The following is a 14604-nucleotide window of genomic DNA, read 5'->3' on the forward strand; positions in this document are numbered from 1 at the left end:
AACTGGTCGGCAATCACCGAGAAGTATTTCCCCTGCTCTTCGATACCGTTTTCCACCGGTGCCGATAGGTTCATGATAGGGATATACAGCTTTCGGAGCTCTGCCATATCGTGCGATCCGGCATCGAAGAACCCGTGAATCAGCTGCCCCATCTCCTCTTTTTCCTTGGCGAACGCAATGAACGCGTCAATGAGGTCGCCGGCATCCGAGAAGGTTAAGGCATCCGAGTAGATCAAATCGAATGGAAACTTTATAAGATAATCCCACGCCTTTTGAAAGGCATTAGGTTCGATCCTCATGAGATACACACCCGCGCAGTTTCCTGCGATGGCGTCTTCAAGCCGGTCAATCAGCGGGCCTGAACCAAAGATCGCTTTCGCTGCGGCTGCAGACGAAATGGCTACGGGATTGTAAAACTCGCCTTGGGTTGATTCTCCGATGAAGACGATCCGCTTTCCAGTCGGAAGGTACGTAGAGAAGTAGCTGTTCGGCAGCGTGGTATACTCAATGTTGGCTGAGGGCTGCATCGTCCTCACCTCCCTTGTAAACCATCCGGGTGTACGTCATGTGGAACTCGACGCGCCCGCCGGTGCCGCGCTTGGGCTCGTTGAAGCTAATTTCCTGCTTGTCTTTAATGCGGAGCGGGACATCCCCTTGCCATTCGATCTCTAAGATCAGATCGTTTTCGGATGGATTTATGTCATGCTCCAGGTAATAAATGAAGGCGCCCGGAGTGGTCCGGCCCGCCGGCGACTGTTGGTTAACGCCGGACAGAGACAACGGTACCGCGTTTGGCTTTCGGTAGGATCGGATTTTTTCGATCGTTACGACATAGCCGGTTCCATAGCACTTCGCGCATCCTGCCGTCGATTCCCCGCTTCGCTCACTGTAACACTCGCACCGAAATCGCGGATCCCGCCGAACATAGACCACGGGGTAGCCCACTTGATCCAGAAGCTTGGAGAGATCAGCCCGCAAGTCTCGCATTAGAATCCGCCCCTATCATCAGGAGTCGCGGTATTCTTCCGGAAGCTTGCGGAGAGCGGTGTCGTATAACCGCGGCGGTCCCGGTTCATCAGATGATCCATCCAATACTTGCATTCCCTCTCGACCTCAGACATCATGTTCTGAATAACTTTCAGAACACCGGAGCCAATAACTTGAGGATCAGTCTTTTCTTGAATGGTCAGATCGCCGAGCGTTGCCGTGGATTCGTTGGCAATTGCGACAGTTGGATCGCCCAGATTCATCTTTTCAGAAAGACGAATGTAAAGCGTTCCAAGCAGCATCTTGGCCGCCTCATACGGCACATACCGTGTGACGCCGAAGTATTCGATACGCGAGTCAAGGAGTTCCCGGAAACGTGCATTGTTGACGTCAGGGAACATATTCAGCAGGATATACGCTTTCTGGCCGGCATCGCGAAGCGCCGCGTACACTTCATGGATGGTGAAGTATTCGTAGAGGCTTTTCATGATGCCATGGACCTCGATGGCTTGGTCGCCGAACAGCGGCCCATACTGACTGGTGAACGTCTGCCTCGCGGTATCGCCCAGGCTGAGGCCTGATTCCGACTTGATCGATTTCTGCGCCACCACCGTATAGGTCGTATTGTACAAGAATCCATCCCGCGGCTTGAATACGAGTTTCCTCGCTTTGACTCCAGCTGCCTTTGCTTGATCTAATGTCATGCGAGTGCCATCTGCGGTTTCAACCGAAATGGTGCCCGTCATACCATAGACAGACGGGGGCAGGTAGTTCTCAATAGGAATGTTGACCATTACTTCACCGCCTTCTCTAACGTTCTCAGGATCGTCCCATTCGGATGCACAAACTCGAATTTGTACGTGCCCGGATAGGCCTGCGTGCTCCAATGTCCACCGCTGTCGGTCGAGGCCTTTGCCACCAACTCGCCCGAGCTGACTGCATAGATATTGACCTTCGCGTTTGGCATCGGCAACCCGTTCATCATGACCGTGGTATAGCCGCCGTTGGACGTGAGCACCGTGATATCGGATACAAGTACAGGCGCGCTGGGAGCAGCGCCGCTTGCGTAACCCGATCGAACCTGAAAACGCTCTTTGGTGGTGCTTGTAACACCATTCAAAGTGGCTTCGTAAGTGACGAGATAATCACCATAACCCCAGTCATCAGACACAAAAATTGCCTTTAGATAACGGCCTGGGCCTATTGATTCCAGTGTAACATGCTGTACGATAGTAAGACGATCTCCGTCATAATATTCAAGCGATGCGGTGGGAGGAAAATCAGCTGGGATCGGGGCATTATCCTCATCTATATTCAATAATTCTAAAAGAATCGTTGAGTTCTTCGTGTATACGCCAATAAAATCCATCGCATCCACCCTCTTTCTTAATTATATGTAATGCCCCCCAATAACTTGGAGGGCGGACCGCTAATTCTTCTGCGCAATAACGTAGAAGCTCTTGCTGTCAACCGTAGAAAGATCCAGGTCTTCATCGAACTCCAGCACGATCTCACTAAGCGGTGAACTGGTGATGCCAAATGATAGCGGCACATTCACTTCCTGATCGGCAGGCGTCATTGAAGCAATGCCCAGCGTGTCTAGCCCCTGTTCCGGAGTGCCGCCCAGCTGGTCCTTCAGGTGATCCAATTCATCCTGCGCATTTGCTCCCGTGCCTGCGGTGTCCGTAGACTGCGCCGTGACCGGCGGCCTGACATGGATTTGAATAATGCTGGAGTATGCACTGCGCGTGCCCGCGTCGTTGACGCTTCGGATTCGGGCATAATAGCTGCCCTCCTCTAGCGCCGTTTCCGGCGTCACTTCAGTTCCATATACCCGGCTGTCGCCTCTTGGCCAGACGAGCACATCGAACGTGTTGCTCCTCGAGATTTCAAGCTCATAGAAGTACGCACGTTCGGCTGCGTTCCATTTGAAGGTCACAGGATTGGCAACGGATGACAAATGCGATGGCGCGGTTACGACCGGAGGCTTGATATCCTTTATATCTGCTGTGTAGAACTCCATCATGAACGATTGGTCGAGCAACCTGCCCATGATGTCTTTGAGTCCTTCTTCGCCACCGACCAGCTCCACCTGGTAGTGAGCCAATGGGCTGAGCTTGGCGGCTGGCTGGATCAGCAGAACCTTGTTGCGGTATTCATAACTGAAGGGCTCCCCTTTTTGGGCGTCCACATTCAGAAGAACAATCGTTTGCGGCGATAGGGTATCGACGTTGATGTCGATTTTGAAGTAGACCTCAAGGATGATATCCACCGGCACTTTTTCAGCGCGGTGAACCGGATTCGTTCTTAGGACAATGTTCATGGTTGATCCATCGTCCGGTACGTAATCGCTATGACGGCCTTATCAGAAGGTGCCTCCGCGAACACGATGGTCTTTCCATTGATGACATAATCCTTGGCTGCGCCGCGCATCATGAACATGCCATCTTTGAAAACTTGCTCGCTTTGCGGGATTGGTGTCCACGACAAAACGAATTGCTTATTGACGGTATCTTTTGCGCCCAGAGGTTCCTCCTGGCTGATCGTCCGCGCGCCCGAGAACTCAGGCATCACGCCGACCTTGACCCGATATTGTGGAAACGTATCATGCGCTTTGACTCGTGCCATATCCTTCCCTCCCCTATTTCCACTGCACGCAGAAATCGTAGACGACAGGACGGACCGTTCCCGTATACAAGCAATCTACCTTAATCTGTATGAACTTTGATGCCACAGGCAGGTAGATAGGCTCGTCGATCTTACACGAAACCCAAGAGCCTGAGGAGCCGGTCCGATAGCTGAACTTGACGGTGGCTCCACTAGCTGGATACTCCTCGTAGTTGGCCAGCAAGTAAATCTCACTGGTCACCGCGGGAAGCTGCAAGAGGGATGTGATCCAAGAGTCGGCATTCATGGAGTACGACAGTGTGTTTAGCACCGCCGTACTCGCAGCATCCCGATTACTGGTGTCTACGAAAGGTTCGGCAAAGTACGTTTGATATGGCGAAACCAGCAGCAACATGTCGTAGCGCTCATACATGGTCTTGAGCTTGATCGCCTGCGCGATGTTGGCCTGCATGGTGTTCAAGTGAAAGTCATGCAGGACTTGTCCATCGAGGAAGCTAATCCGCTTCATGTAGTTGCCTGTTGCCATTTACTTCACCGCCAATCTTAGAAGGTTACCGACCAGGTGATTCGCATGCCCGTGTTCTTGTCTTTGGTGACCGGGCCGATGCCGGAGATGTTGAACATCTTGCCGAGCGTCTGCTCCGTGAACATCGCGACTTGATAGATGTCGTGCGTGTCTTTGTACCATTTGTACGAGATCGACACCGTGTCGCCCGTCGCGACGGCCACCTTCAGGATCAGCTGCGTGCCGTCTGCGGACAGGTCGTAGTCCGTGCCGGCAACGAGATCCGTTGCGCCTTTCTTAATCGAAAGGACTTGGAGTGCGCCAGCACCGTCTTTGGCGACCGGATGCTGCAGCGAATACGTCGTTTGGCCGGTGTTCATCGGCAGCACTTCGTCGTTCTGTGTGAGCAGCGGGCCCGGGATACCTTTCGGGAAGTCGGCGACGAACTGAACCGTCGTTCCGGAGTTGATCCGGTATTGGAACGTCAACTGACCTGGCGTCTCTACGCCCGGAGCCGGATTCTGCGCGTCCTTGCCCTTCGGCGAAGTCGAGAAGCCGACGATTCCTTGGCTGGGGTTAATGAGCCATACGTCACCATCGCCGTTGACGAGGCCGCTGTTCGTGATCAGGTACTCGGTAACTTTGTTGTTCAAATCTTCGTGCGTAACGCTGACCAGCTCGAGCACCGGACCTTGCGACAAGGTGTAGTGCGTGTAATCCACGTTGTCACGTACCTTGTAGGCGATCTCATAGTTGTTGCCTACTGCAGGCGCCGGATTGAATTGGATGGTCGCCGTATTGGCGTCCTTGATCGTCACGTTCAGCGTCACGTCAACCGGATTCGCTGGATCCGTGATGTCTCTTGCGCTGACCAGATCCGTAAGCGGCTTGCCCGCTGCTCCTGGAAGTGCATAAGTGTCCGTTGCTGCACCGACGATTGTATTCGTGAGCGAAGCTTTGGCCATAGGCTGCGTTGGGAAGACTTCAAGTTCAGGCTCACCCGTACCGATCGGAGCCGGGTAGCGGATCAGCTGGCGGCATCCTTCAAACTCGGCGTCCATGAGAATCTTCATTTTATCAAGGCTCGAGAACTCGACCGGCTTGTAGTCTGGGTGACCTGCCGGCTTACCCCCAAGGCCCATGAAGCCGAGGCTGAAACGAACCTTGAAAACGTAGGCAACCGATACAGCGGCCTTCGCTGTTTCAAAGAACACCTTGCCCGTGCCGTAGTCGATCGTGTACGTTTTGTCTGCGTCCGAAGGAGCTGTACCGCGGGTGAAGGCTACGCCGCCTACCGTGACCGTCTCCGTGCCGGCGACGAGCTCCACATAAGCGTTGTTCACGCGGCGGAACTCGATAGACACCCGGTTCTTTGGCGCCACCGCAAAGTGCAGCAGGCCTTGATCCGCGTCCTTCAGGAACACGTCTTTGTCGATGACAAGATCGACACCATCTACCGTTACTTTCTTCAGCGTAATGATGTTCGCTACATTCGTCATGACCAGTTCCTGATTGGCATTCGTCGATCCTACGTCAACGGAGTAGCTGCCGTCGATTTGCGGCTGCAGCGATAAGTTGAAGGCATAGGAGCCATCGGCCCCGGCCACCAGATCGGATGCACCAGCATCCGTCTGATTAGCGCGCACTTTCTTCTTCGGATCCGAAAAAGCAGTGCCGACGATTTCATTGGCCGAGAGAACGACCAGGTTCTTCTTTTCTTTCGTGAAGGTCACTTCACCTTGCTCGTTGTAGAGCTCCAGCTTCACATGACCCTTAGCGTTGATGTAAGCATCATCTCTTAGCATAGACATGGTTTTCGTCCCCTCCTCTATTAAAATCCACCGGTAAACGGTTGGCCATCTTTGTTGAGCAGCGTGATCGTCCACGTTACACGAATGCCCGTGGTAACTTCTTTGCGAGTCTCACCGACGCGAACCAAGGAGAATGCATCAACAGGATAATTGCTGAAACCTTCGATCTTGTCGTCAGCGCGTGGTCCGTCAAAGAGGCCCATTTCGCGGATCGTCACTTGGCTGTTCGGCGTATTCTCTGGGAACTCCGCGATGAAGGTGACCGAGCCCTTATCGAGCTGATACCATGGATACGCCGTGCCAGCCTTCGGCTTCTCGATGACAGCGCGCGTATAGCCGGTTGGTACGCCTGGTACTTCATCAGATTCGTAGAACACTTCGTAGCTCATGATGGCATTGCCGGCGTTGTTGCGGTCGCTGACGATGATCTTGTTGTTTACGGCATCCAGCTTGTACGTGCCTTTGCCGAACAGATTGTCGTCCGTCACAACCGTCAGTTGGACACCCGTGCCGTACTCCAGCACTTGAACCGTCTTCGGTGCATTCGGAAGCGTGATCTCTTTTGCAGCCGTTGTGTTGTTGTAGTCCACGAGGATTGCATCCCCCGTTACCGGTTGCTTGCCGTTTGTGAACGTGATTTTGCCCGTTACCGAGTCCACCGTGTAGTCGATCGTCGGTACAATGACTTGTGCGCCGCCGGATGGCGTTTTGTGAACCACGACGCTCGATGCAACCACATTGGGTTTCGAAAGCTGGAATACCTTGTTGTTGCCATCGATGACACCGGTCGGCACTTCGTTTGCAACCGCGCGGGTCACCGTCACGCTCGTCAGGCCGGAAGCTTGGCGAGCCAGATAGATTTCGCCGGTCACATTGAACGTCACGAGCAGATTGGACAGCGCTCGGTTAAAGTAGACCTTGCCGTATTTCGGATCAACGAAATACTTGCCCTCTGCCACTTCGCCCAGCGTTTCAACCGCCTGCAGCGTGCTCGTGTTGTATTCGATGACGAGGCTCGCCGGATCAATCGGGAAATGCTCCAGCTGAATCATGAACGGCGCGGATGTCGTCGTGCTGTAGAAGCTTTGCGTGTCGAACGTCTTCGTGAAGGACTCGAACTCATGGATGAGTGCATTCATGTCCTTACTCAGCGCGTCGAAGCGAATACCCGCTACAACAACCTTTGGAGTAGCGACCGAAGCGTCTGCCCCGCTAAACTCGATCGTAATTTCCGTCTCGACCTCGTTGTTCAGCGCTGTGAACGCTTTGCTGGCGATCTCAGGCGCCACCAAGGACGAGTCCAACGTTTCGATCGTGTCTTTCAGAACGCCGTTAATGTACACGCCGATTTGACCGCCTTCGTTGGATTTCTCATACTCCAGGACGAAGTTGCTGATCTTCTCGTGGAACACGATCGTCTCATCGGCGTCGACAGCCACTTTCTTTCCGTCTTCGTCGGTCCACTTGGACGTGTAAGTCAGGCGTGCGTCCGACAGGTTGACCGGATAGTTTTTGCCATCGCCGAGGCCAATGAACATGTTTGTGTGCGTGCTGTAGATTTCAGCGCCGAGCGGGATGCAGCCAGGGGCGTCGTTCTTCGTGTGGACCGTGAAAGCCTTCTTCCCGACCTGGGAAGCATCTGCAGCTTCTTCTTTAATAAAGACTGTGTGCGGACGGTAACTGTAGAACACGTCGAAGTCTTTGTCGTCAACTGCACGCCAGAACACGTTTGGTGCGAAGTTCAACTGGTCGACGCCGCCAACGGCTGCCGAGATATTGTCGGATAGGCCGACATGATACTTCGGCGAGACATCACCCTTCGGCATGCGAACCTTGTACAAGATTTGATCCGGGTCGCCACTGAATGCGCGAAGCAGGATTTCTTCAGCGCCTTTGACAACCAGGTTCGCCTGATCGGCCAGAATGCCGAGAACATGGCCGTCATTGTCGATGGACTCGATCCGGATATGACCTTTTGGCGCGAACTCGAATGTGTCGTGCAGGCCGCTTTTTTCTTTGCCGCCGACTTTTTGATTGAACTTGGCAATGAGCTCCTGTTTCTTCTCGCCTTCAGGAAGCATGCCGATCAATTTTTTGATGACATTGAGGTTCATCACGGGTTCACTCCCTTTAATGTATTGGTGCCAATTTTGAATTTGCCGATTGGCGAGCCAGTCTCCGATACATCGCCAAGCGCATATAGCACCCGCTCCTTACCGTTTAACTCGAAAGAATCGTTCAGGTTCGGCTCGATGAGCACGTCCTTGGATTCCCCTTTATCTCGACCGTAATCATCTTTCGGATGCGGCAAATACGTTGGATTTACGAGGCGTGAGAACGCCACTTGCAAGCTGTCCTGCAGACCAGGCGCAAGGTCGAATCTGCGATCCGCCAGCTCGCCGGCCGCAAGGCCAAAATATTCGTGCAACTGCTGACTCAGGTCAGACCTTGCCGCTGCTTCATCTGTCATGTCCATGCTCTGCTCATCACGCGCAAGCGAGCGCAGCGAAGGAGCGACGGCGAATGTATCGCCAAGCTGAACATCGAGATGATTGAACAACGCATTGGCCAAATCCGGCTGCAGCCTGGTTACGTCGCAGCTTTGAATCGATAGGCTGTCCGCTGCGCCTTTTAACAGGCCAAGCGACAACCATGAGAGATCGAGCGCCGTGACATCGAGCGCTTCTTGACGTTCTGCAGACATCATTTTGTAATGCGTCGCAAACTGTTCACCAATAAGCGCAAGGCCATCGAAATACTCAAACACATCATGAAAGGTGCGGAAATCGACGCTATCGGTCATGATTCGCATCAACTCGTCAAGGAGCGCCGCTTCAAAGTCCGTCTCGAGCTTCAGCTCCCCGATGATCATAGCCCTCGCCATATCTTTGAGGAACATAGACTTGATGGTTGCGCCATTTGTCTCCAGATCAAATTGAACCACGGCGTCATCCTGGCTGATTGGACCTTTGGCATCTTCCAGATCCACGCTGACTTCGGCAAAACGCCGATCGACAATGGCATGTGGGAGATATAGATCCTTCATCAGCAGCCGGAGATACTTCATAATCTCCTCGCCCGGGCTCAGATCCACGACTTCTTGGACCAATTCCCTGAACATTGTCAGTGTTTCCCGCGTCGAATCGAGCATTTTCACGCCCAGATCCTCTTGGAAGGCAGGCTCTGTTAACAATTTTACCGTACTGCTTGCGTTTAGGAAAAAGCGATCCTCGGGCATTAGGTCATAAGAAACCCGCAATAGCTCACCTTTTATATCGAAATTGTAACGTCCTTCTAAATAAAGCTGCTTATTTTCACCATTATCTAAAAAGACTTCGATATTCGCCGCTGTAACCACTTTCTCGATGGCGTCCGCTAGATAATGCTCCATCAGGAGGCCCACGAAATCCGCAGGATTCTGTGTGAAGGTGTCCATTTCTCGGTACATTTTGATCAGCTGCGAGTCCTCATTCAGTCCCGCCGAGAAGCTTTCCTTGAGGGATTGCCCCAGCATCGTGCTGACATAGCGTATCGCGCTCTCGACGCGGGAGACAAAGTTCTCGTCGATGCCCGGCAGCGCGCTGCTATTCATGTCCAGGTTTTCCTGCAGATAAGCCGTCAGACTCTCGAGCGAGTCGAAGCCAATGGAGTACAGCGGTGTCCCCTCCTGGAACAAGATGGCATGGAAGGTGTCCTCCACAAGCGTCGTCAGGAATGCCTCCAGCTCATCATCATGAACCATCGCGACCAGATCAAGGACATCATGCAGCAGCTGGAACACTTCGAGGCGGTTGTCGCGGTCCTTGAGCTCTGAATAAACCCAGTCCGTCTTCCACCCGTTTTCGGATACGCCGCGCACTCGATACTGGTTATGGTCCTGAACGACGTCGGCATAATCATCATGATGCAGGGTCAGCCAGTACGATTCGGTTATCCCTTGTACGGGCTCGGTCAGTACCGCCTTAATCCGGAACAGTTTCCCGTCAACGTCAACCATGGCGATGCCGGTGTCTACCGATCGCTGAATCACGGAGCTTGCGATTCTAAGGCCCTGGCCTTCTGCGCGCAATCGGTAGGTGCCGGTTGTGCCTGGGAATGTCACCTGTCTAAAGAGGCGATCTTCGGAAACATCCTTGAAGTCAACAGGGAAAGGCACGGCTTGAGGTGTCGCGCTCACCGCTATGGAGAGTCTTGATTCAAGCATAGCGATCCCTGCCTTTCACCGGATTATTTGTTGCGGCTGCCGCGCTTAGCTGCTGCCGGCTCTTGAGTCGCGGATGGATCCATTGCGTCTGCTGCAGGCTCATTTCCAGCGCTCAGATCGAGGACCAGCTCCGCTTCGCCTTCGGATTGTGCCGTAATGGCATCAGCCGGATTCGCTTTGACTTGGCCGTGGCCGCTCGTATCCACTTCCATTACCGGACCGCGGGTTGCACCAGCGATTTGGTCTGCGCGCGTCTTCGCCATCTTACCGGCAAGATCGTACTTTGCTTTCCATGCATCAACAGCTGCCTGCGGCAGGTCGCCTTCATACAGGTTGAGTGCCGGCGCGGAGCCGAGGATTGCATGTACGATGCCGGAGAGATCGGTATTGGCGTCGAAATTGAGCACCTGCACCGGATTACTCGGCGTGATATACATGTTGGTCTTTGGATCGTAGAAGCTGCCCATTTGATTGGTCAGGCCAACTTTAATCTCAGGCATGGGAATACCCTCCTTGGTTCATTTTGAAAGTAAGAAAAGCGGGCGAACAGACATCTATTCGCCCGCTTTGGGATCAGATACAGTATTAGGACACGATTTTGATGCGGTCCGGAGTTGGGTAGCTACGTGCGAATGCCAGGTTGCGGGCAGTTGCTACGGCTTTACCTTCGTTCAGGACGCCGATACCATAACGCTCTTTGACCTTGATCGTTTGGATATCGCGCATCGGATCGTCGAACTGCTCCGTGGAGAGCGGATCTTTCACGAGCAGAATGCCGATGTTGTTGCGGTCCACTACGTACATGTCGAATTTCTTCGTGTCGAAGTTGAACGGCGCGAACGGCGTGAAGTTGATGTTGATCGCGAACGGGATCCGGCCTTGAACCGTCTCTGGCGAGATCGACAGGTTCGTCACCTGGCTGCCGCCGAGTGCTGCATGGGAAAGGGAGTGGATCAGATCGTTCTTGAAGAATACGCTCCAAGTGAGCGGGTGCATGATGATGTCGGTCGGATTGAAGCCGTTCATCATGACCGCGATGAACAGGTCGATCATGTCTTCCGTGCTCATCGTGTTGTTCATGTTGCCGTCGATGTCGCGGCCCGTCGTACCCGCTTCCGGATATTTCTGACGGATATCGTTGTCGTAAACGATGTGACCGTGTTTGGAGAACTGAATGAAGATTTTTTCTTCTTTCAGACGTGCCATTGCTTCGCCGGCCTTGCGAACCAGGATGCCGATGACGTCCCACTGGGAGTCGTTGATCATTTCGTCGGTTACACGAACGACCATACCGGACTTACCAACCTTCACCTCTTGCGTACGGTGGAGTTGGAAGTCCACAGTTTCTTCGAGGTACGATTGGCTCTCGCCGATGTCATGCGCACGCATCGCACCGATCGATGGGAACTCGATCGAGCGGCCTTCCGTGAGGCGCACCGTTTGGAGCAGTTGGGAACCGATATACATCGGCTCAGCCGCTTCGCGCATCATGCCCGTGATGACGCGAGGGATCAGAATGGAAGCATCCTGGGTGGTCAGTGCTTCTTTGACGGACACGAGTTCGTTTTTCGGAATCTGTGTCCAGTCTTCAGAGACGTTCAGCTGGCGCTGCATGCGCTTCAGCACGCTCATCGATTGCTCGTTCAATTTCAGGTCGTTTACGTTAAACATGGTCCCTCAGACCTCCCTTATCCTTATTTTTGAAGCAGGATGCGAACGGCGCCTACGGAGCCCTTCCAATCCCAGTTGGTTGGTACGCCAGGGATTTGACCCGTCGCTTTGAACGTCGCCTTGATGTCTACCGGAGCGCTGCCAGCTGCGTTGTCGAAGTTGACCGTTACAAGACCCAGCTCGTAGTCCACATAAGTCGGCTGGATTGGCGTGCCATTTGCAGTCACGACGAGCGATCCTTCAACGATCGGCACCTGCCAGATGCGGAGATCGTGGCGGCCGGATTGTCCCGGCTGAACCGTACCGATTACCAGGTCGGTGAATGGTACTTCGATGTTTGCGCCATTCGTCAGACCAGGGATCGCGCGAGGGAAGTATTTTTGACCTTCCATGTTGCGGTACGTTTTGTCGTAAGGGTATCCCGGGAAGCCGTCAGTTGCGCCCATGTCTTCCGGACGGAAGCCGCTGTTGTTGATCCACTTGTCGTCTTGGCGCATGTCTTCCGTGCTCCACGTCACCCATTTCAGCCAGCCTTGTGGCGGCAGGTTCGTTTCAACGGACCATACTTGACCGACCACCTGTTCTTGTAGGCGGCCAAGCTCTTTGACCTGTACGTTGTATTCCGCGAGGTCGCCGGCAGTTGCTGCCGCGTCGAGCGCTGCGTATACCTTCTCGAAAGGCGCTTTGATGAAACGACCGTTCTCGTCGGAGATTACGAAGTCGCCGTTTTTAACGAAGTCAGCGAGGTCGGCGTCGTAGAAAGAGCCCCACTCGATTTCTTCAGCGTCCGACTTTTTCGGAATGTAAGGCAATTCAATGTAGATTTCGTTTTCGATCGTCGGCTGCATGCCGTTGAAACCGTCAACGAACTCCTCATAGAGGTTGCCGTAAGCAACGCCGATGGCCCGGTTCGCTTTTCGAACGTGGTTCGTGCCATCTTTGCCGACTTCCGTTACGTCCTTGCCGCCGTTGGCCAGCGTCAGAACCGGGCGCTTCACGTTGCCGTCGAAATCGTTGATTACGCCGTCCTGGGATTCGCCGAAGTTGTCCGTTGCAGGTGCAACGATACGGCCTTTCGGGATAACGACCCAGCCGTCGCCGCCGAAGTGATACCGGAACAAGCGTTTCAGACGGTTATCGACCAGAAACTTCTCGCCCGGAGAGTCGTGTGTACCAGCTTGCAGCTTGGTATTTGTGCGCATGTATTGGTCTTGGGTCGATTTGATTGGACCCGCAATACCACGGAACATAGCCATTTGAACTCAACTCCAATTCGTTTGATGTATTAACGCTTTTTTTTCTTGCTGCTGAACATGCCAGCGATGATGCCTTCGGCTTCCTCGACGGTGTACGACTTGTTGCCGTCCTCGCCTTCTTCGCCGGAGTAGCCTGGATTCGTTACGCTGCCTGGAGCTGGACGCTGATTCTTCATCTCAGCGACAAGATCGGAGAGCGTATTTTCAAGCGACTCTTTCGTGCGGGCAGCATGTGCAGTCACCGCTTCCGCACGATCGACGCCGACCACATCCGGCTTGTTCAGCGTGCGCTTCATGTCCACGACCTTCTCGGCCAAATGACGATGAAGTTGAGCTTGCAGGTCAGCATTCTCGGCGAGTACGCGCTGAGATTCCTGTTCCGCAGTTGTAGCGCGGCCTACCAACTTCTGATTTTCGATCACCAGGTTGGTGATAGTGCGCTGCATTTCAGTGACCTGGCCTCGCAGTGTTACGACTTCGCCTTCTTGAACTGGCGTTGTCTGTGATGCTGGCGGCTCAGGTGTCGGCGCAGTTGGCGTATTATCGCCCTCTTGCACTGGCGCTGCAGGCGGCTCGGCTGCTGGTGCAGGCGGCGCTGCCGGCGATTCTTGCCCTTCTTGAACGGGAGTTGCCGGCTGATTCTCAGGCGCCGGCGCTGCTGGAGGCTGCTGCCCCTCTTGCGTCGGAACTTGAGGATTCGGATTCGTTTCAGGCTCAGGGTCCATGCTTCTAACGCTCCCTTCTGCGGTCACAAGACCTGTAATGAGTTGCCTTACATTTTCGTTCAGTTGATGATACAGGTTCACATCAGGCTGACGTATATTTTGGAACAGCCCTTCAGCGATCTGGAAGATTTCCATAGACGCTGATTCCTGCGAGCTGGATGGTGTCTGAGTTTCATCGCCTTCGACAACCGTTACGCTCGTGTTGCCGGCATTTTGGTCGGCAGGCACGTTTACGTAGGAGACTTCGCGTCCAAAAGTGGTTCCAATGATGAAGTGCGCGGTTTGGCCATCATGTTCTTCACCTGGATAGTGATCACACCACTCTTGCGTTCTGTCTGTACCGCAAATGTTGCACGTTACTTTATCCGTCGTCGCCCCAATTGAGACAGTTTGGTAACGGCCATCCAGTACCTTCTCGATTGCAGTCGGATCGGTGATCTCGACCGTGAATACGAGTCCGGCACGACCGGATTTGGTCATATCGTGAAATTCAGCTTTCAGGATACGACCGATCGGTTCACCATGGTAATCATCGTGATGCGTTAAAACCGGTTTGTTGTACGGCGTCGTCCAACTTGCAAGTCCTTCACTAAGCCCCTCTTTAGTGTAGTACGTGTAGTTGGCCGTCCGTCCGACATGGATGGCTTCCATTTGGACAATCAATTTGCGATTCTTGCCCTTGGCAGACTCACTCAGTTTGTTCACCGATTCCTGCGTCAGCTTTGGCACCGAGCATACATACTCGGACATGCTGCCAGCAACCAGCTTTTTCGATTGGTGTTCCGCGAGTGAATACAGATTCTTCAAGATGTATCAC

At 53.6% G+C, this 14604-nt stretch carries 13 protein-coding genes and 1 pseudogene; all 14 read right to left on the minus strand.

Features of this window, described 5'->3' with window-relative positions:
• Positions 1–527 (minus strand): annotated as a pseudogene (locus BMZ79_RS26080) (hypothetical protein); the annotation flags it as partial.
• Positions 505–987 (minus strand): hypothetical protein, encoded by a 483-nt coding sequence (locus BMZ79_RS26085; RefSeq protein WP_090646019.1) that lies wholly within the window; start codon positions 985–987, stop codon positions 505–507. The pseudogene BMZ79_RS26080 and the gene BMZ79_RS26085, both read right to left, overlap by 23 nt.
• Positions 987–1781, minus strand: a complete 795-nt coding sequence (locus tag BMZ79_RS26090) for an Ig-like domain-containing domain (RefSeq protein WP_090646021.1) — start codon at positions 1779–1781, stop codon at positions 987–989. Before BMZ79_RS26090 ends, BMZ79_RS26085 begins: the two co-directional genes overlap by 1 nt.
• Positions 1781–2356 (minus strand): hypothetical protein, encoded by a 576-nt coding sequence (locus BMZ79_RS26095; protein ID WP_090646024.1) that lies wholly within the window; start codon positions 2354–2356, stop codon positions 1781–1783. Before BMZ79_RS26095 ends, BMZ79_RS26090 begins: the two co-directional genes overlap by 1 nt.
• Positions 2357–2416: 60 nt before the next feature.
• Entirely contained in the window at positions 2417–3310 is an 894-nt protein-coding gene (locus BMZ79_RS26100) for an Ig-like domain-containing domain (protein WP_090646026.1), read from the minus strand.
• Entirely contained in the window at positions 3307–3615 is a 309-nt protein-coding gene (locus BMZ79_RS26105) for a hypothetical protein (RefSeq protein ID WP_090646028.1), read from the minus strand. The genes BMZ79_RS26100 and BMZ79_RS26105 overlap by 4 nt, the downstream gene beginning before the upstream one ends.
• Positions 3616–3628: 13 nt before the next feature.
• Positions 3629–4141 carry a hypothetical protein gene (locus tag BMZ79_RS26110; protein WP_090646030.1) on the minus strand — a complete coding sequence of 171 codons (513 nt, stop codon included), beginning with the start codon at positions 4139–4141 and terminating at the stop codon, positions 3629–3631.
• Positions 4142–4158: 17 nt separating this feature from the next.
• Complete coding sequence (locus BMZ79_RS26115) at positions 4159–5931, minus strand: hypothetical protein (RefSeq protein WP_090646032.1); 1773 nt, start codon at positions 5929–5931, stop codon at positions 4159–4161.
• A gap of 20 nt (positions 5932–5951) precedes the next feature.
• The gene (locus tag BMZ79_RS26120) at positions 5952–8045 is read right to left on the minus strand and encodes a hypothetical protein (protein WP_090646034.1); all 2094 of its coding nucleotides are present in this window, start codon (positions 8043–8045) and stop codon (positions 5952–5954) included.
• Positions 8045–10135: a hypothetical protein gene (locus tag BMZ79_RS26125; protein ID WP_090646036.1), complete on the minus strand. Its 2091-nt coding sequence runs from the start codon at positions 10133–10135 to the stop codon at positions 8045–8047. Before BMZ79_RS26125 ends, BMZ79_RS26120 begins: the two co-directional genes overlap by 1 nt.
• A gap of 23 nt (positions 10136–10158) precedes the next feature.
• Positions 10159–10635 (minus strand): hypothetical protein, encoded by a 477-nt coding sequence (locus BMZ79_RS26130; protein WP_090646039.1) that lies wholly within the window; start codon positions 10633–10635, stop codon positions 10159–10161.
• A gap of 85 nt (positions 10636–10720) precedes the next feature.
• Positions 10721–11806 (minus strand): phage major capsid protein, encoded by a 1086-nt coding sequence (locus tag BMZ79_RS26135; RefSeq protein ID WP_090646041.1) that lies wholly within the window; start codon positions 11804–11806, stop codon positions 10721–10723.
• 23 nt (positions 11807–11829) lie between these two features.
• Positions 11830–13062 (minus strand): hypothetical protein, encoded by a 1233-nt coding sequence (locus BMZ79_RS26140; protein ID WP_090646044.1) that lies wholly within the window; start codon positions 13060–13062, stop codon positions 11830–11832.
• Between the two features lie 29 nt (positions 13063–13091).
• Positions 13092–14594 carry a hypothetical protein gene (locus BMZ79_RS26145; protein ID WP_090646046.1) on the minus strand — a complete coding sequence of 501 codons (1503 nt, stop codon included), beginning with the start codon at positions 14592–14594 and terminating at the stop codon, positions 13092–13094.
• Positions 14595–14604: the final 10 nt, after the last annotated feature.

It is taken from the genome of Paenibacillus sp. UNC496MF, from assembly GCF_900113915.1.
Classification (GTDB): Bacteria; Bacillota; Bacilli; order Paenibacillales; family Paenibacillaceae; genus Paenibacillus_Z; species Paenibacillus_Z artemisiicola.

Bases quoted from the DNA above. Each gene is read 5' to 3' on its own strand.
- BMZ79_RS26130 (WP_090646039.1), bottom strand. From the start codon at position 10,635: ATGCCTGAGATTAAAGTTGGCCTGACCAATCAAATGGGCAGCTTCTAC.
- BMZ79_RS26140 (WP_090646044.1), bottom strand. From the start codon at position 13,062: ATGGCTATGTTCCGTGGTATTGCGGGTCCAATCAAATCGACCCAAGAC.
- BMZ79_RS26115 (WP_090646032.1), bottom strand. From the start codon at position 5,931: ATGTCTATGCTAAGAGATGATGCTTACATCAACGCTAAGGGTCATGTG.
- BMZ79_RS26085 (WP_090646019.1), bottom strand. From the start codon at position 987: ATGCGAGACTTGCGGGCTGATCTCTCCAAGCTTCTGGATCAAGTGGGC.
- BMZ79_RS26135 (WP_090646041.1), bottom strand. From the start codon at position 11,806: ATGTTTAACGTAAACGACCTGAAATTGAACGAGCAATCGATGAGCGTG.
- BMZ79_RS26090 (WP_090646021.1), bottom strand. From the start codon at position 1,781: ATGGTCAACATTCCTATTGAGAACTACCTGCCCCCGTCTGTCTATGGT.
- BMZ79_RS26125 (WP_090646036.1), bottom strand. From the start codon at position 10,135: ATGCTTGAATCAAGACTCTCCATAGCGGTGAGCGCGACACCTCAAGCC.
- BMZ79_RS26095 (WP_090646024.1), bottom strand. From the start codon at position 2,356: ATGGATTTTATTGGCGTATACACGAAGAACTCAACGATTCTTTTAGAA.
- BMZ79_RS26100 (WP_090646026.1), bottom strand. From the start codon at position 3,310: ATGAACATTGTCCTAAGAACGAATCCGGTTCACCGCGCTGAAAAAGTG.
- BMZ79_RS26110 (WP_090646030.1), bottom strand. From the start codon at position 4,141: ATGGCAACAGGCAACTACATGAAGCGGATTAGCTTCCTCGATGGACAA.
- BMZ79_RS26120 (WP_090646034.1), bottom strand. From the start codon at position 8,045: ATGAACCTCAATGTCATCAAAAAATTGATCGGCATGCTTCCTGAAGGC.
- BMZ79_RS26105 (WP_090646028.1), bottom strand. From the start codon at position 3,615: ATGGCACGAGTCAAAGCGCATGATACGTTTCCACAATATCGGGTCAAG.